The organism is Actinopolymorpha singaporensis, from assembly GCF_900104745.1.
In the GTDB taxonomy this organism is placed as follows: domain Bacteria; phylum Actinomycetota; class Actinomycetes; order Propionibacteriales; family Actinopolymorphaceae; genus Actinopolymorpha; species Actinopolymorpha singaporensis.
The window spans coordinates 4,252,119-4,269,303 of the sequence record NZ_LT629732.1 but is presented as its reverse complement, the minus strand read 5'-3'; the positions used below and the strand labels follow the sequence as shown (position 1 = coordinate 4,269,303).

Below are 17,185 nucleotides of genomic sequence, written 5' to 3'. Positions count from 1 at the left end.
GGTGTCACCCCGGCGCGGCTGAGCGAGTGCGGCCGGCGGCACGTTGTCGGCCGTACTCGCGCCAGGTCAACCAGACGACGAACGCGTCGAAGACGGTCAACAGCACGAGTCCGACCGTCGGATGGAGCGCGATGCGATAGAGCTGGTAGCCGATGAAGGCGAGCAGGAACACGATCGTCCAGGGGTACGCCCACAGCTGGTTGCGCAGCAGCGCGACGACGAGGACGATCTTCACCGCGCCGTGCAGAAGCAGATAGACGGCACCGAACCACACCGTCGACCGGTGGAGGCCGGCCGTCAGGTGCAGCAGGTGGGTGGCCACGAAGTCGTGCGGGTCCTCGGAGATCTCGTGCTGGGTCGGCGTGACGACCAGCCGGTTGAGGGTGGCGGGCGACACCGCCAGCAGCAGGATCCCGCCGACCAGTTCGAGCAGGCCATCCAGCCCCTTGAGGATGATCCCGACCTCGAAGGTGCGGTCCAGCAGATCCCCGGGCTTGAACCAGGCCATGTCGCCACCTGCCCTACGTCACCGGAACGATCGACGCGTCCTTCACCCGACCGCGTTGGAGGACGACGATGCCGATCGTTCCGTGCGGCTGCCGTCGCCGGTCTGTCGGCGAGCCGGGGTTGAAGATCCGTACGCCGTCCTCGGTCTGCGTCAACGGGATGTGCGAGTGCCCGAACACCACGAGGTCGGCGTTCGGGAACCGCCGTCGCATCCGTGCCATCCGCCCCGTCGCCTGCCCACTGTCGTGCACCATCGCCACCCGAACGCCGGCCAGGGTGGTCTCGAGGACCTCCGGCACGCCCGAGCCCCACTCGGCGACCTCGGGTCCGTCGTTGTTGCCGACGACGGCATAAACGGGGGCGAAGGCCGCGAGTTCGTCCAGTACGTCAGGCGTACACACGTCACCCGCATGCAGGATCACATCTGCCGTCCGCAGATGCTCGGCCACGCGCTCCGGGCACGACTTCCACCGCCGAGGCGCGTGCGTGTCGGACAGGACGACCACTCTCATCGGCCCCATCATGTCCCACCACGGCCCAGCAGCGGTGGGGCGCGGCGGTGTCATGGCAGTCTCGGCGGATGCGGTCGGACGGCCTGAGTACGCGCCGGACTGGGTGAGGACCCGGTGAGCGCACTTCCGGAACTACTGGCCGACGGGACCGACGCGACCGCAGCACACTCGCCTCGGAGGTCGATGTGTCCGACGACGTGCTCGAGTCCTTGGCCGTACTACACATTCGCCGTGTCAACGCCACCTTGCCGGGCCCTGCCGGTCGCGACGAGGCGTGGTGGGACAACGGTGGAGGGCATGGTCAACGCCAACCCAGGCTTTCGACCGGGTCCAGGTGATCCGCTCACCAGACAGACGTTGCCTACGTTCTTTGGCGTACTGGTTGCGTCCAATCCGGTGCGGAAGGCCGCCCACGCCACGACGATCGGAGACCGAAATCCCGCGGGTGAGGAGGACATCCATGCCGCGATCTCCCTCTCCGCGCCGACGCTGATGGTCGACACGACCGATGGATACGACCCACCATGGCAGAGATCGTGAGCTTCGTTAACAGCTCTTGAAAGGCTTCTCAGAACGGCGGTAGGTCATTGTCGACCGTCCTTGTGCCCGTGGTGGTGACTGCTCGCTCGGGTGGTACCACCGGGTCGGTGAGGGATGGTGTTCTGCTGTGGTATTGCCGGCCGTGGGGGTCGGTGAGGATGTGTTCGCCGGGGCCGGTCTGCTCGAGTTTCCAGTCGCGTTCGGTCTTGGTTTTGTGGTGGCGTGGGCAGAGCGGTGCGATGTTGTCCACGGCGGTTTGGCCGCCGTGGTGGTGTTCGGTGTTGTGGTCGAGGTGGCAGGTCGCCGCCGGTCTCCTGCAGGTGGTCCATGCGCAGCGCTGGTCGCGGGCATGCACCAGCTCTGCCTGCAGCCCGCGCAGGAACCTCGCCGGGATGGGATGCAGATGCAACAACCGCCCGGTGACCGGGTGGGTGACCCCGACACTGAATCTCGCCTCGGGGTTGCCGAGATTGTTCGCCACCACGCGGCGGGCGACCTCGGTGATGACCGGCCCGAACCCGCCGAGCTCACCAGGCTGGCTGCTGAGTCCCATCAGGGTGGTCAGCGGCACGTTCAGCTGGATCTTCGCCCGCGTTCGTATGGCACCCCAGCTCGGTTGTGAGGAGCACCAGGGCGGTGTTGGTGGTGTCGGGTTACCTGTCGGTGGATCAGGCGGATCCGGCGGGTCGGCCGTTTCGTCGGGTCGGCGGTTCTGCCGCGGGATCTGACCCGCGGTAGGCCGCCCGCCGTCGGGAGCAGCTGCACCGCCTGTGGCTGCGCCGCGTCCCGCTGCGTTCTGCCCGATGGCGCTGCTATCTGCGTCCTCTGCGGCTGCGCTGCGCTCCGCGGCGTCGTGGGCTGCGCTGTCGTGCGTGGTGGAGCAGTGGCAGGGGGTGTAGTGGGCGGTGGTGTTTGCGGTTCCGGCGGGAGCGCAGTCACCGCAGTCACATCCGGCGCTGTGCAGGTCGTGGTCGGGGTAGCAGTGAATGGGACAGTGCCCCTGTTCGTCCGGCGTCTGCTCGGATTCACCTTCGGCTCGTTCGGCCTGGTCCTGCGCAGGCTGGTGTTGTGCCTGGCTTTGCGCCTCTTCTTGCTTGGTGTGGTGGGTGGCCGCTGGGGCTGAGCAGTCTTTGATGTCGGCGGTGCCGGTGAGTAGGGCGGCGGCGACGTCGGCGCGGAGTTGGCTGAGGGTGCGCGGGTCACCGGTTGATTTGACTGCGCGGGCGATGGCGTCGATGTGGCCGTACGCCTCAGCTGCCTGGCCTGCGGACAGGCCGCGGATGGCGAGGTCGGCGACGCCGTCGACGGCGGGCCAGATCGCGACGTTCCGCCCGGACCTGGCCGCGCGGTGACGTTTGGCGGCGGCGTCGGGGTCTGCTGTGACGACCTCGGCCTCCACCTTGGCCCGCAACAACCCGCCCCGCAGTTCCAGGACTTTGGGGAAGATCGCCTCCTCGATGGCACCCCACACATCGGGTTCGGCGTCGGTGATCCGGTCCACGATCACCCGCACATCGTTGAGCTCCAGCTGCCCGCTGGCCAACGCCTCACGTACCCGCGGCAGGCGGGGCAGGGTGGCGGCCAGGGCCACGTACTGGTGCGCCCGGTAGCCGGTCCACCCCAGCAACGGCTCCAGGACCTCCGGGGTCATCGGATCCGGCGTCACCCTGCGTCCGGCCGGGCCGTCAACCATGCCGGGCTCGGCGTAGGCCAGCGCGTTCACATCGGACAGGCACTCAGCCTCCAGCCAGCAGATCAGCCGCCGCCGTGCCTTGATCGACTCCTCCAACTCGAACCCGTTACACCCAGCCACGTCGACCCCCGCCACCGCGGCAGCCAACCCAAGACCCGCCGGCAGATCAGCAAACCCCGCAGGCAGCACCCGACGGCCACCGGGCTCATCACCCAGGTGGCCGTCGAAGCACCCACCGCCATCGCTCACGCGTTCGATTCTACCGAACAAGATCGGCTCATGCGCGCCGGAAACCCCTTACCCACAAGACGAATCAACGCCAACCTAACTTGCGCGAACCATGCTTCTTGCGTAGGTCGCCGGTCATCGAGCCGGTGGTCGGGCGCGCGCGGTGACCGGCGCCGTGGCCGTGTCCCGTACCCGGATTCCAGCCGCAGGCAGACGACGCCCTCGTCTTCGCCGGTCGGCACCCGGCCGTCGTCGCCAGTTCAGCGGTCGAACTCGGTGGCGTGCTCACGCCGACAGTCCTCAGGGCCGGGCGCGACGATCTGGACGTACGGGCGGAGATCGCGCACGAGACCTTCCACGTCTTCTGCCGGCAGCGTCATCCAGGAGATTCGTGGACGAGTCCGCGGCCCTGGGCTACCCCGTTGAAGACGCGGACGTGCTCACGCTGCGCCGCCTGGAGGCAGAGGCCCTCCGCCGCGCCGTGCTCGCCGCCTTCGAGACCGGCTCAGACTCCGGCGCCCGGAAGACGTCGGCCGGCTGGGCTGCGACGGCTCTCACTCTGCGGCGGGAGCGCCGGCAGATCCTCGTTGACGCGGCCGCGCAGTACGAGCGTGATGTGGAGCGCTGCGAGGGTCTCGCGTACTACGTGGAGGGCAGGGTAGCGGGCAGACCGCGGTGCCTGGGGGCGTTGGCCGAGCCGGTACGTCCGGACGACATCCGCCGTGCCGCCTACGCGACCGGGGAGGCGATCGCGCTGCTCCTCGACCGGTTCACGCCAGGCTGGCAAGCAAGGCTGGAGACCGACGACACGTCGTACCTCGACGACCTGCTCCAACCTGCCGTCGCCGACGCCACGCGGAGGGATTTCTCCGCCGGACACCGCGCGACCGCCGTCGCCCGGGCACGGGAAGCCGTCGCGGCGCTGCGGGAGGAACGCCGTTCCCGCCGTCAAGCCCTCCTTGCCCGCAACGACAAGGTGGTGCTCACCACTACCGGCCACAAGCCCTTGCGAGTACTGGGACTCGACCCGATGAACCTGCACCGTCTCGGATCCCGCGACGTCCTGCCCACCCGTTACCTGAAGCTCGGCGGCGAGGGGTTCGTACTCGAACTCTTCGACTGCCAGGCGCTGACCGAGGGCGCCGGCGACCATCCGCTGTTCGACGGCCTCCGGCGCGTCACGTTCATCGGCGGCGACGGCGCTGGCGCTCCCTGACGTCCTCGCTGTTGGTCATCACCGGACCGGTCCAGCGCAGGTCCGGCTGGTTGACCACGATCGCCTCCTGCGTCGTACGGGCGATGACGACCAGTGCCTCCTGGTCGGGGTCCGGGTTCTCCTCCCGGTGCGGGACGTACGGCGGCACGTAGATGTACTCCCCCGGGCCGGTCACGATCCGGACCTCCCGCGGCTCAGGCCCTTCCAGGTCGAGGAAGACGAACTCCGGTCGCCCGCTCACCACGAAGATCGCTGTCTCGGAATGACCGTGGTGGTGGTTCTCCGAGGCGGTCGCCGGCGCTACGTGCGTCTGGCCCATCCACAGCCGACGGGACCCGACCGACTTGCCACTGATCGCCTCCACCCGTCGCATCCCCGCACTCTGCGCGGTCGCCTCGGACAGCCCCGCCGGCGCGACGTGGTGCAGCATCCGGTGGAACGGGTCGTCCGGGACGGGCGGGACAGCGGGGTGGTTCATGCGCGTACCTCCTGCTCGGAAACGAAGTCCGGGACCTCGATGCGTTCGCCGCCTCGCAGCGCCGACTCGTGTCCACAGATCCCGGGCGCCGTCCAGGCCGCGGCGGTGAGTGCGTCGACCACTGGCGCGCGGGAGTCCACGATGCTGGTCACGAACTCGTGCACAAGATGCGGGTGTGAACCGCCGTGCGCGCTGCCCAGTCGCACGGCAGGCGCACCCTCGCCAGGGTGGAAGGTCGTGGGCCGAACGAACGGCGCCAGCTCCGGCGGCAACAGGTCCGGACGGTCCAGCGGGTGGACGACGGTCGCCGACGCGCTGCGGCCGCGGCCGACGGGTCCGTCTCCGCCGCCGAGCGGCTCCAACCTGTACACCCGCAGTCCGTCGTCCTCGTTGAGCTGCGGCCATTCCACGCCCGCCTCGTGCCCGTACACGGAGAAACCCTCGTAGTACGTACGACCGGTCTGGAAGAACGACACCGTGACCTCGGCTGCCAGATCTCCCTTGTCCAGTTGGAAAAGTGCCGTCTCCACCGGGAACGGGTTGTCGAAGTCGCCGCGGCGGTCGGGGGTCAGCCGGCCCGACCCCAGCCCTACGGCGGTCCGCACCCGGGCACCGGCCAGCGCCAGCAGCGGGGAGAGCGCGTGCGTGGAGTACGTCATCGGCGGGTAGCCGTACCAGTAGCGCGGGTATCCGTCGAGGTTCTGGATGTGCGCGCCGCGCAGGAACGTCAACGCACCGAGCTCACCACGCTCGTACAGGTCACGGACGTGGAAGAACTCCCGCCCGAAGACCATCGTCTCCATCATCATGTACGTACGTCGAGACGACCGTTGCGCGGCCAGCACCCGGCGGATCCCGTCCAGCGTCGTCGCCATCGGCACCGCCGACGCGCAGTGCCGGCCGCTGTCGAGCACCGCGACGCTCTGGTCGACGTGGAAGCGAACCGGAGTGGCGATGTGCACCGCATCGAAGTCGTCGGAGGCCAGCAACGTTTCCAGGCTGTCGAACCGGTCGCGTACGCCGTACGTGTCGGCGACCCTGTGCAAGGTGTCCTGGTCGATGTCGCAGAGCGCCACCCGGCCCACCTCGGGATGGCTGCGGTACAGCGGCAGGAACTCACCGCCGAACCTCCCGCCCACCACCGCGACGTCGATCGTCATCGGTTCGCTCCCTCCGCGCTGCCGGCGTGCTCCGGGACGCGCAGGACGACGAACGGCGTCTCGCACCGCAACACGAACCCGAGCGCGGTATAGAGCCGAACGGCCGAGGCGTTGGTGGCCGCCGCGTGCAGGAACGCCGTCCGTCCATCGGCTCGGATGTTGGCGGCCACGGTGCGGACCAGCCGGCCGGCCAGGCCCTGGCCGCGGTGTGCGTCGTCGGTACACACGGCGCTGATCTCGGTCCACCCGGGCGGGTGCACGCGGGTGCCGGCCATGGCCACCAGGCGGCCGCCGCGACGGATTCCGAGGTAGCCGCCGAACTCGATGGTGCGCTTCCGGAACGGTCCCGGCTGCGTTCGCTTCACCAGGTCGAGGATCTCCGGCAGGTCGTCCGCGCCGAGGGGCTCGGCCTCCTCGTCCGCGCGGAAGTCGACCCCGGACTCGACGAACTGGACACCCTCGAGTCGCTGCACCACACCCCACCCGTCCGGCGGAACGACGTGCCCGCCGGACAGGGTCACGACCGACCCGGCACCGGTCAGCCGGGCCAGGTCGGCCCAGTCGGCTTCGGTCGGCTCGCCGGGCAGTGCGGCGAACGGCGAGACGTCGGGCTGGTAGCGAACGGCCCGTCCGAGAGTCTCGGCAAGGTGCGCGTGCGGACCGGTCAGCGCCGCGTACACCGGGTTGTCCAGTGGGTGCCCGCCGGCGGATCCCACGGAACCGTTCGTTCCGGCCGACGGCGACTGCTCCAGGCTCGTCATCGGCGCACCACGGTCATCGTGACCTCCAGAGGGTGTTCGCCCAACGTCGAGCCAGCCTAACCACCGTCCACGGGTCGGGACAGCCCTGGTTTAGCGACAATTCCCAGCGGGATAGTAGGGATTATGACCACGCTCACCACGCTCTCAGACCTGACCACCGACCGGCCCGACGCGACCGAGGACGGTTACGAACGCATCGAAGTACGCCCGACCTCCGGGACCATCGGCGCCGTGATCGGCGGAGTGAGCGTCGGCGGCGACGTCGAACCGGCCACTGTCGCCGAGATCCGGCGGGCCCTCCTGGCGCACCGGGTGGTCTTCCTACGCGACCAGCAACACCTCGACGACGCCGGCCAGCGGGAGTTCGCGTCGCTGCTCGGCACCCCGACGAAACCGCATCCCACCGTGGCCGGAGACGGCGACGCGGTCCTGCCGATCGACTCCGACTACAGCAAGGCGAACAGCTGGCACACCGACGTGACGTTCGTCGACCGGGTGCCCGCGATCAGCCTGCTCCGCGCGCTGGTCCTTCCTCCCTACGGCGGGTCGACGGTGTGGGCCAACACCGTACGGGCGTACGACACCCTGCACCCCGCGCTCCAGGCCCTCGCGAACGAACTGTGGGCGGTGCACTCCAACCTCTACGACTACGCGGCCGAGCGGGACGAGCGGCGGCTCGGTGGGATCGACGTCAGGCAGCAGGAGTACCGTGCCGAGTTCGGGCAGGAGGAGTTCGAGACCGAGCACCCGGTCGTGCGCGTCCACCCCGAGACCGGCGAGCGGTCCCTGCTGCTCGGTCACTTCGTACGCCGGTTCGTCGGCCTGAGCACCCGAGACTCCCGCGAACTGTTCGAACTCCTGCAGCGGCACGTGACCCGGCTGGACAACACCGTCCGGTGGAACTGGTTGCCCGGCGACCTCGTGATCTGGGACAACCGCGCGACCCAGCACTACGCCGTCGACGACTACGACGACCATCCGCGGCTGCTGCACCGGATCACCCTGGCCGGCGACGTTCCGGTGAGCGTGGACGGTGAGCGAAGTGCCGTACGCAAGGGCGACGCCTCGCACTACTCCGAGGTGCCGGCGGTCAGGTGAACAGCGCCTGGCCGACGTACTCACCAGGGCGCACGCCCGGCGGCACGGCGAACAGCGCCGAGCCGCGGTGCTGGAGGTACTCCATCAGGCCGTCCCGGGCGGCCAGCCTGGTCTGCATCGGGATGTAGTGCGTGTCCGGATCGCGAACGTACGCGACGAAGAACAGGCCAGCGTCGAGCCGGCCCAGCGCGTCGTTGCCGTCGGTGAAGTTGTAGCCGCGCCGCAGCATCCGTACGCCGTCGTTCTGGCTGTGATGCGCAAGCCGGACATGGGAGTCGGCTGTCAACAGCGGCTTGCCGTCGGATCCCTTCACCGTGAGGTCGGGTGGGGTGAACTCCGTCCCACCCGACAGCGGTGCACCCTCGGGCCGGTCCCGGCCGACGAGATTTTCCTGCTCCCGCAGGGATGTACGGTCCCACGTCTCGATGTTCATGGTGATCCGGCGGGCAACGAGGTAGGAGCCGCCGGCGAGCCAGCGCGCCTTCGGGTCGTCGGCGGCGCCCACCCACACGTGCTGGTCGACCAGCCGGGTCTCCTCCGCCTTGAGGTTGGCGGTGCCGTCCTTGAAGCCGAAGAGATTGCGCGGCGTCTGCTGGGTCCTCGACGTCGATGACGTACGGCCGAAACCGAGCTGGGACCAGCGCAACGCGGCCGTGCCGAAGGCGAGCCTGGACAGGTTCCGGATCGCGTGTACGGCGACCTGCGGATCGTCCGCGCACGCCTGCACACACAGGTCGCCGTCGCTGCGGGCCGGGTCGAGGTTGTCCTTGGGGAAGTGCGGCAGCCGGCGCAGTCCCCGCGGCCTTCGGTCGTCGATCCCGAACCGGTCGTTCCCCTCGGCGTCGCGGAAGAGGGACGGCCCGAAGCCGAACGTCAGGGTCAGCCGCGACGGCGGCAGGCCCAGCGCCTCTCCGGTGTCGGGCGGAGGCGCCTCGTACGCCCCCGGCGTGCCGCCACCGACCGTGTCGCCATGGGTCAGCGCGACAGCGGCGGCGGTCCACTCCCGCAGGAGCGAGACGAGTTCGGCGCGGGTCGTCGCGGTGACGTCGAACGCCGCGAAGTGCAGCCGGTCCTGCGCGGGCGTGACGATGCCGGCCTGGTGGGCGCCGTGGAACGGGTACCGGTCCCCAGCGCCCCGGTCCGACGACCGGGCGGGGTCGAAGGCATCCGCCTCGGCGGCATGCGCAACCCCAAACCCGCCGGCGAACCCGGCCGCGCCCACGGCCGCACCGGCCCCGGCCAGGCCGAACAGCCGGCGCCGGCTCACGCCGTCCCGGGTGGACTTCGGGATGGACTTCGGGGTGGACTTCGGGGTGGACTTCCGGATGGCGTCGTCGGTCATGTCGTCACACCAGGACGGTGGCGGTGAGGCGGGACAGCGGCTCGGCCAGTGCGTTCACCGAGTCCGACAACTGCTTGACCTGGGTCTGGGAGAGGTCGGTGTAGGAGACGAATCCGTCGCCGCGGCGGTATTCGGCGAGCTGCTTCTGCAGAGCGGCGAAGCGGTGCTCGATGACGCTGCCCAGGGCGGGATCCTTCCTGTCCACCACGGGACGCAGCGCGTCGAAGGCGACCCTGGCACCGTCGATGTTGGCCTGGAAGTCGAACAGGTCGGTGTGCGACCAGATCTCCTCCTCGCCGGTGACCTTGCCGGTGGCCACCTCGTCCAGGAGTTCCTTGGCGCCGTTGGCCAGTTGGTCCGGCTGGTAGTTCAGGGTCGCGACCCGCTTGCGCAGGTCGCCGGTGTCGGCGAGAAGCTGGTCGGCGTACTTCGCGCGTTCGGCGTCGGTGAGCCGCTGCGCGCCTCGCGCGTCGGCCGGCCACCAGAGGTCCTTCTCCAGCAGGTGCCAGCCGGTCCAGGTCTGGCCCGCCGCCAGATCCGCCTCGCGGAGGTCCATCTTCGGGTCGAGGTCACCGAAGGACTCCGCGACCGGCTCGATGCGTTCCCAGTGCACGCGCACCGGGGCGTACAGCTCACGGGCCCGGTCGTACTGCCCCGCCTTGTAGGCGGCCACGAACTGCTTCGTACCGCTGAGCAGCCTGCCGGCCTCGGCCGCGACGTACGACCGATAGCGTGCGGCCGCCTGGTCGAGCAGGCGCTGGTCGGCTCCGGTGACAGCCGTGCCCGAACCGGTCACGGTGAAGCGCGCCCGGATACCGTCGCCGGACATGCCGGGCTTGCAGGCCGTGGTGTAGGTGCCGGGCTGGGCACGTACGACGAGCTGTCGGGTGAGGCCCGGGCCGATGTTCTCGACCTCGCCCGCGATCGTCTTCCCGTCCGCACGGTAGAGGTAGAACTCGGTGACCTTGCTGCCGTCGTTCGTCACGTCGAACACCAGCGTCCCCGAGGGCGCCTCGGTGGTGGACACCGAGCACGCGTCGTCCGTAGCGGACACCGTGATCCCACCCTTGGCGCCTTCGCCGTCGCCCCGGCCGGCGGACGTACGCGGCTCGTTGGACGTGCAGCCCGCCGACGCCAGCATGACGGCGGCCGCGGCGAGCACGCAGAGGACGGCGGGAACCGGCGGGTGCTTCGGGAGACGCATGGACGGGTGTCCTTCTGGTCCGGATCTGGGCTGGATCGGCTGGATCGGCTGGATCGGCTGGTTCGGGTCTGCCGAGCCCACGGTCAGCCGGCACTCGACGCCGACGCGGGGACGGCCGGTGCGGTGGGTGTGGCGGGAGCGTTGTTCTGGCGGATCCGGCGGAAGAACCAGAACATCACCGGGACCACGTAGGCGACCCACACGGCGGCCTCGAGCCAGGTGGTGGCGGGTGAGAAGTTCAGCGTTCCCTTGAGCAGCGTGCCCAGCCACGAGGTCGGGGCGATCGTGCCGCTCACGTCGAAGGCCAGGTTGTTCACCCCGGGCAGGATCCGGGCTTCCTGCAGGTCGTGCACGCCGTAGGCGACCACACCCGCGGCGATCAGGATCAGGAACGCGCCGGTCCAGGTGAAGAACTTGGAGAGGTTGAGCCGGAGCACTCCCCGGTAGATGAGGTAGCCAAGGCCCACCGCGGTGAGGATCCCGAGCGCCGCACCGGCCAGCGGGCCCACGGTGGAGGTCGTGCCCTGCGTCGTCCGGGTGGCTGCCTGGGTGGCCGCCCACAGGAACAACGCCGTCTCCAGACCCTCGCGGCCGACCGCGAGCATGGCGACGACGACCAGGCTCGCCCGGCCACCGTCGGCAGCCCGGTCGATCCGGCCACGCAGCTCCGACGAAAGCCCGCGGGCCGAGCGTGCCATCCAGAACACCATCCAGGTCACGAACCCGACGGCCACGATGGACAGCGAACCGCCGATCGCCTCCTGCGCCTCGAAGCTAAGGCCGCGAGGCCCGAAGGTGAGCAGTGCACCGAACGCCATCGAGACACCGACCGCGACCGCCACCCCCGCCCAGATCCGCGGGATGAGGCGGCGGCGATCCGACCTCACCAGGTAGGCGACCAGGATGACCACGACCAGGGATGCCTCCAGCCCCTCGCGCAGTCCGATCAGGTAGTTCGCCAGCATTCGTCCACTCCGACACGACGGTTACGTTCGACAGGTCAGCCTTCCCAAGCGAAGGCTAGCCTAACTAACCGACCGCTCGACAGTTCCCTGGCCGCGGAGCCGGTAACTGTATGGCGCCCTGTCGCAGCGGTCAGTGGCCGGTGACCGCTCTCCCTCATCCCGTCGCCAGCTCGGGACCTTCGGCCCTGTGCCGGCGAGGAGATGGTCAGGTGGTGTGGAGATCGCACCGTGATGACATTCCCGTGCCGGGCGCCGTACGGCTCCCACGGTCGAGGAAACGCACCCCAGACCCCCGGAGATCGCGTTGACCACTCGCACACCAGGCTCTCGGCGCAACGCCGGCCGCTCGAATACCCCGAAAGGCAGCAAGGGCGGCTGTGCCGGGGACCCGCAGGATGTCGCCCTCGAACGCCTGCTGGCGGCGATGGAGGACCTGCGGGACGGCAACTTCCGGCGCCGGGTCACCGTCGGCGGCGACGACGACGTGACCGCCAAGCTCGCCGGGGTGTTCAACGAGATCGCCGAGCGCAACCAGGGCCTCGTGGGCGAGTTGATGCGGGTACGCGAGGCAGCCGGCCGGGAGGGGCAGTTCACCGAACGGCTGCGGCTGGACGACATGCCGGGTGGCTGGTTGATCGCCGGAAATCTGGTCAACGACACCATCGAGGACCTGCTGCAGCCGACAGCGGAACTCAGCCGGGTGCTCGGCGCGGTGGCCGACGGGGACCTGAGCCAGCGGGTTTCCTTCCACGCCACCAGAGCGCCCGCCGGCGGCGAACTGGACTCGCTCAGCAAGACGGTCAACGGCCTGCTCGACCAGTTGTCGATGTTCGCCTCGGAGGTCACCCGGGTGGCCACCGAGATCGGCATCGAGGGGCGGCTCGGCGGTCAGGCGCAGGTGCCCGGTGCCACCGGCACCTGGAAGGACCTCACCGACTCGCTGAACTCGATGATCGCCAACGTCACCGCGCAGGTCCGCGACGTCTCCCAGGCGGCGAAGGCGGTGGCCCGCGGCGACCTCAGCCAGAAGATCTCGGTCGACGTGTCGGGCGAGGTGCTGGAGCTGAAGTTCACGTTCAACACGATGGTCGACCAGCTGTCGTCGTTCGCCGACGAGGTGACGCGCGTGGCGCGCGAGGTCGGCACCGACGGGCGCCTCGGCGGGCAGGCGCAGGTACCAGGAGTCGCCGGCACCTGGCGCGACCTCACCGACTCGGTGAACTTCATGGCGGAGAACCTCACCGGCCAGGTCCGCAACATCGCCCAGGTCGCCACCGCCGTCGCCCGCGGCGACCTCAGCCAGAGGATCGACGTCGACGCACGAGGCGAGATCTCCGCCCTGAAGAACACCATCAACACCATGGTCGACCAGCTGTCGTCGTTCGCCGACGAGGTGACCCGCGTCGCCCGGGAAGTCGGCAGTGACGGACGACTGGGCGGGCAGGCGCAGGTACCAGGAGTCGCCGGCACCTGGCGCGACCTCACCGACTCGGTGAACTTCATGGCGGAGAACCTCACCGCCCAGGTCCGCAACATCGCCCAGGTCGCCACCGCCGTCGCCCGCGGCGACCTCAGCCAGAGGATCGACGTCGACGCACGAGGCGAGATCTCCGCCCTGAAGAACACCATCAACACCATGGTCGACCAGCTGTCCTCCTTCGCCGACGAGGTGACCCGCGTCGCCCGGGAAGTCGGCAGTGACGGACGACTGGGCGGGCAGGCGCAGGTACCAGGAGTCGCGGGGACGTGGCGCGACCTCACCGACTCGGTGAACTTCATGGCGGAGAACCTCACCGCCCAGGTGCGCGGAATCGCGCAGGTGACGACGGCGGTCGCCCGCGGCGACCTCAGCCAGAAGATCGACGTGGACGCGCGCGGGGAGATCCTGGCCCTGAAGAACACCATCAACACGATGGTCGACCAGCTCTCGTCGTTCGCCGACGAGGTGACCCGCGTGGCACGCGAGGTCGGCACCGACGGACGACTTGGCGGCCAGGCGCAGGTGCCTGGCGTCGCGGGCACGTGGAAGGACCTGACGGACAACGTCAACATCATGGCGGAGAACCTCACCGCCCAGGTCCGCAGCATCGCCCAGGTGACGACGGCGGTCGCCCGCGGCGACCTCAGCCAGAAGATCGACGTCGACGCGCGAGGCGAGATCTCCGCCCTGAAGAACACCATCAACACGATGGTCGACCAGCTGTCCTCCTTCGCCGACGAGGTGACCCGCGTCGCCCGGGAAGTCGGCACCGACGGACGACTCGGCGGCCAGGCACGGGTCCGCGGCGTCGCGGGCACGTGGAAGGACCTGACGGACAACGTCAACATCATGGCGGAGAACCTCACCGCCCAGGTGCGAAGCATCGCCACCGTGGCGACGGCGGTCGCCGGTGGCGACCTGAGCAAGAAGATCACCGTCGAGGCCAAGGGCGAGGTCGCCGCGCTGGCCGAGACCATCAACGGGATGGTCGACACGCTGCGTGCGTTCGCCGACGAGGTGACGCGGGTGGCGCGCGAGGTCGGCACCGAGGGAACCCTGGGCGGTCAGGCGCGGGTGCCCAACGTCGCCGGCACGTGGAAGGACCTCACCGACAACACGAACTTCATGGCGAACAACCTGACCAGCCAGGTGCGCAACATCGCCCAGGTCACCACTGCCGTCGCCCGCGGCGACCTGAGCAAGAAGATCGACGTCGACGCGCGCGGGGAGATCCTGGAGCTGAAGAACACCATCAACACGATGGTCGACCAACTGTCCGCGTTCGCCTCGGAGGTCACCCGGGTCGCCCGCGAGGTCGGTACGGAAGGAAAGCTGGGCGGGCAGGCCGAGGTGGTCGGGGTGTCCGGCACCTGGCAGCGCCTCACCGAGAGCGTCAACCACCTGGCCGGGAACCTCACCTCCCAGGTCCGCGCGATCGCCGCCGTCGCCACCGCCGTCACCGAAGGCGACCTGACCCGGCAGATCACCGTGGACGCCTCCGGTGAGGTCGCCGAGCTCAAGGGCAACATCAACCAGATGATCGCCAACCTGCGCGAGACCACCACGTCCAACCTCGAACAGGACTGGCTGAAGACCAACCTGGCAAGGATCTCCGGCCTGATGCAGGGATGCCACGACCTGAAGGCACTGGCGTCGCTGGTCATGAGCGAGCTCGCTCCGCTGGTCTCCGCGCAGTACGGCTCCTTCTACCTCGCCACCAGCGACCCCGACGCCGACGTGATCCTCGAACGCACCGCCGGGTACGGCTCGATCCCCACCGACCTGGTGGACGCGCCGCCCGCGAGGTTCTGCCTGGGCGAGTCCCTGGTCGGGCAGGCCGCCGCGGACAAGCGGACGATCGTGATGGCCGGCGCGTCCAGCTACGTACGCATCTCCACCGGGCTGGGCACGGTCATGCCGTCCAACGTCATCCTCGTGCCGGTGCTGTTCGAGGGGCAGACGCTCGGCGTGATCGAGCTCGCCTCGGTGAAGGACTTCACGGCGGTGCACCGGGATCTGCTCGAGCAGCTGAAGGAAACCATCGGCGTCAACGTCAACACGATCGTGGCGAACTCGCGTACGGAGGCGTCGCTCGCGCAGTCCCAGCGGCTGGCACAGGAGCTGCAGGCCCGGTCCGAACAACTCCAGCAACAGCAGGAGGAACTGCAGCGCTCGAACATCGAGCTCGCCGAAAAGGCGGCCCTGCTCGCCAGTCAGAACCGCGACATCGAGATCAAGAACATCGCCATCGAGCAGGCCAGCCAGGAGCTGGAGGAACGCGCCCGTCAACTGTCGCTTGCGTCGACGTACAAGTCGGAGTTCCTGGCGAACATGTCGCACGAGCTGCGTACGCCGTTGAACAGCGTGCTGATCCTGGCGAAGCTGCTCGCCAACGACCTGCAGGGCAACCTGACCGCGCAGCAGATCGAGTTCGCCCGGACGATCTACTCCGCGGGTACCGACCTGTTGCAGATGATCGACGACGTTCTCGACCTCGCCAAGGTGGAGGCCGGCCGGATGGAGGTGCTCGTCGTCCCGGTGACGGTGGACGACCTCGTCGCCTACGTGGACTCGCTGTACCGGCCGATGGCCTCCGAGAAGGGACTCGACTTCTCCGTCACAGTGTCCCCCATGGTCCCGTCCACCCTGCAGACCGACCGGCACCGGCTGCAGCAGATCCTGCGCAACCTGCTGTCCAACGCCGTGAAGTTCACCCACACCGGCGGCGTCCAGCTGCACATCCGGGTGGTCGGCCAGTCCGAGGTGAACAGCCCGTCACTGCAGGCGGCGCACTCCAGGGTCGCGTTCGTCGTCGAGGACACCGGGATCGGCGTCGCCGCGGACAAGCTCGCGCTCATCTTCGAGGCGTTCCAGCAGGCGGACGGCACGACGAGCCGGAAGTACGGGGGGACCGGGCTCGGCCTGTCCATCAGCCGCGAGCTGGCCCGCCTGCTGGGCGGCGAGCTTCAGGTCTTCAGCGAGGCGGGCCGAGGCAGTACGTTCACTCTCGTTCTGCCCGTCGGGGAGCATCTCGCGCTGACGGACCAGACCACTCCCGGGTGGCAGGCGATGAGTGGTACGCCGGTACCCGGCGCGGGCACGGCGATCCCGGCAACGAGAGCGCCGGGGCGGACGATCCCCGGCACGAAGGTGCCAGAGACAAGGGCGTCGGAGGCGTCGGAGCCGGCGTCGTCGGAGCCGGCGTCGTCGGAATCCAGGATGTCGCCGGAATCCAGGGTGTCCGGTGCGGAAACCTCCAGGCCGGCTGCGCGGATTCCCCGCCCCACGATGCCCGGGTCGGGCGGTCCCACTCCGACGCCTCCCGGCCACGTCGCCCCCGTGAACGTCGTATCCGGTGAGGCGTCCGACACCACGCGACCGGACCCCGAACGGCACGAGGGGGCGCCGCGCGAGACGCCGGACCAGCTGGGGAGCGAGGGCAGTTCCGGCAGCGGCGGCGGTGAGCACATGCGGCCTTCCCCCTCGGCCGAGGCGGCCTACGCCGGGAACGCACCTCGGCCGGGCTCGGCGGAGGAAGCTCGCTGGCGGCGCTTCCGGACGTTCGAAGGGGAACGCATCCTCGTGGTCGACGACGACCCGCGCTACATCTACGCGCTGGCGACCGCCCTCGAACAGCACGGCCTCCACCCGGTCTGCGTCGAGAACGGCATGGAGGCGGTCCGCACGCTGGAGCAGGAAACGGACGTCGACCTGGTGCTGATGGACGTTATGATGCCCGGCCTGGACGGCAACGCGACGATGACGACGATCAGGAAGATGGCGAGGTACCGCGAGCTGCCGATGCTCGCGGTCACCGCCAAGGCGATGAAGGGCGACCGGGAGCAGAGTCTTTCCGCGGGTGCCACCGACTACGTCACCAAGCCGGTCGACATCGACCAGTTGCTGCACCTGATCGCGACGTACCTGCCGTCCGATCCGACCAGGGTGCCGCAGCAGAAGCATCCGGACCGGTCGTAGGTACGCACGACGCCGGGCACGCT

12 protein-coding genes are annotated in these 17,185 nt (G+C 69.3%); 3 read left to right on the top strand and 9 right to left on the bottom strand.

Annotated features, from left to right (window positions below; genetic code table 11):
• Positions 1–4 precede the first annotated feature (4 nt).
• The 3 genes from BLU27_RS19140 to BLU27_RS29995 all read right to left on the bottom strand — a co-directional run bounded on the left by BLU27_RS19140 (position 5) and on the right by BLU27_RS29995 (position 3,501).
• A complete protein-coding gene (locus BLU27_RS19140; protein WP_092655043.1) occupies positions 5–508 on the bottom strand; it encodes a DUF2127 domain-containing protein in 504 nt (167 codons plus the stop codon).
• Between the two features lie 13 nt (positions 509–521).
• The gene (locus tag BLU27_RS19135; protein ID WP_092655042.1) at positions 522–1,019 is read right to left on the bottom strand and encodes a metallophosphoesterase family protein; all 498 of its coding nucleotides are present in this window, start codon (positions 1,017–1,019) and stop codon (positions 522–524) included.
• 568 nt (positions 1,020–1,587) lie between these two features.
• Positions 1,588–3,501: an HNH endonuclease signature motif containing protein gene (locus BLU27_RS29995; protein WP_197681493.1), complete on the bottom strand. Its 1,914-nt coding sequence runs from the start codon at positions 3,499–3,501 to the stop codon at positions 1,588–1,590.
• 370 nt (positions 3,502–3,871) lie between these two features.
• On the opposite strand from BLU27_RS29995, the gene BLU27_RS19125 reads away from it, so the two are divergent.
• Positions 3,872–4,696, top strand: a complete 825-nt coding sequence (locus BLU27_RS19125; RefSeq protein ID WP_092655041.1) for a hypothetical protein — start codon at positions 3,872–3,874, stop codon at positions 4,694–4,696.
• On the opposite strand, the gene BLU27_RS19120 is transcribed toward BLU27_RS19125, so the two are convergent.
• From BLU27_RS19120 to BLU27_RS19110, 3 genes are read right to left on the bottom strand one after another with little or no spacing between them, the layout of a single operon-like run.
• Positions 4,665–5,174 carry a cupin domain-containing protein gene (locus BLU27_RS19120; protein ID WP_092655040.1) on the bottom strand — a complete coding sequence of 170 codons (510 nt, stop codon included), beginning with the start codon at positions 5,172–5,174 and terminating at the stop codon, positions 4,665–4,667. The genes BLU27_RS19125 and BLU27_RS19120 overlap by 32 nt on opposite strands.
• On the bottom strand, positions 5,171–6,334 hold the full coding sequence (locus BLU27_RS19115; protein ID WP_092655039.1) for a Gfo/Idh/MocA family protein: 1,164 nt from the start codon (positions 6,332–6,334) through the stop codon (positions 5,171–5,173). Before BLU27_RS19115 ends, BLU27_RS19120 begins: the two co-directional genes overlap by 4 nt.
• Positions 6,331–7,095, bottom strand: a complete 765-nt coding sequence (locus BLU27_RS19110) for a GNAT family N-acetyltransferase (protein ID WP_092655038.1) — start codon at positions 7,093–7,095, stop codon at positions 6,331–6,333. Before BLU27_RS19110 ends, BLU27_RS19115 begins: the two co-directional genes overlap by 4 nt.
• A 123-nt stretch (positions 7,096–7,218) precedes the next feature.
• On the opposite strand from BLU27_RS19110, the gene BLU27_RS19105 reads away from it, so the two are divergent.
• A complete protein-coding gene (locus tag BLU27_RS19105; RefSeq protein WP_092655037.1) occupies positions 7,219–8,193 on the top strand; it encodes a TauD/TfdA dioxygenase family protein in 975 nt (324 codons plus the stop codon).
• Here BLU27_RS19105 and efeB read toward each other — a convergent pair.
• The 3 genes from efeB to efeU form a co-directional block, all read right to left on the bottom strand.
• Positions 8,186–9,535 (bottom strand): iron uptake transporter deferrochelatase/peroxidase subunit, encoded by a 1,350-nt coding sequence (efeB, locus tag BLU27_RS19100; RefSeq protein WP_092655036.1) that lies wholly within the window; start codon positions 9,533–9,535, stop codon positions 8,186–8,188. The genes BLU27_RS19105 and efeB overlap by 8 nt on opposite strands.
• 4 nt (positions 9,536–9,539) lie before the next feature.
• A complete protein-coding gene (gene efeO, locus BLU27_RS19095; RefSeq protein WP_092655035.1) occupies positions 9,540–10,739 on the bottom strand; it encodes an iron uptake system protein EfeO in 1,200 nt (399 codons plus the stop codon).
• 83 nt (positions 10,740–10,822) lie between these two features.
• A complete protein-coding gene (efeU, locus tag BLU27_RS19090) occupies positions 10,823–11,704 on the bottom strand; it encodes an iron uptake transporter permease EfeU (protein ID WP_092655034.1) in 882 nt (293 codons plus the stop codon).
• 304 nt (positions 11,705–12,008) lie between these two features.
• Here efeU and BLU27_RS19085 point away from each other — a divergent pair, with 304 nt between their 5' ends.
• Positions 12,009–17,162 carry a HAMP domain-containing protein gene (locus BLU27_RS19085; RefSeq protein WP_157728678.1) on the top strand — a complete coding sequence of 1,718 codons (5,154 nt, stop codon included), beginning with the start codon at positions 12,009–12,011 and terminating at the stop codon, positions 17,160–17,162.
• Positions 17,163–17,185 lie beyond the last annotated feature (23 nt).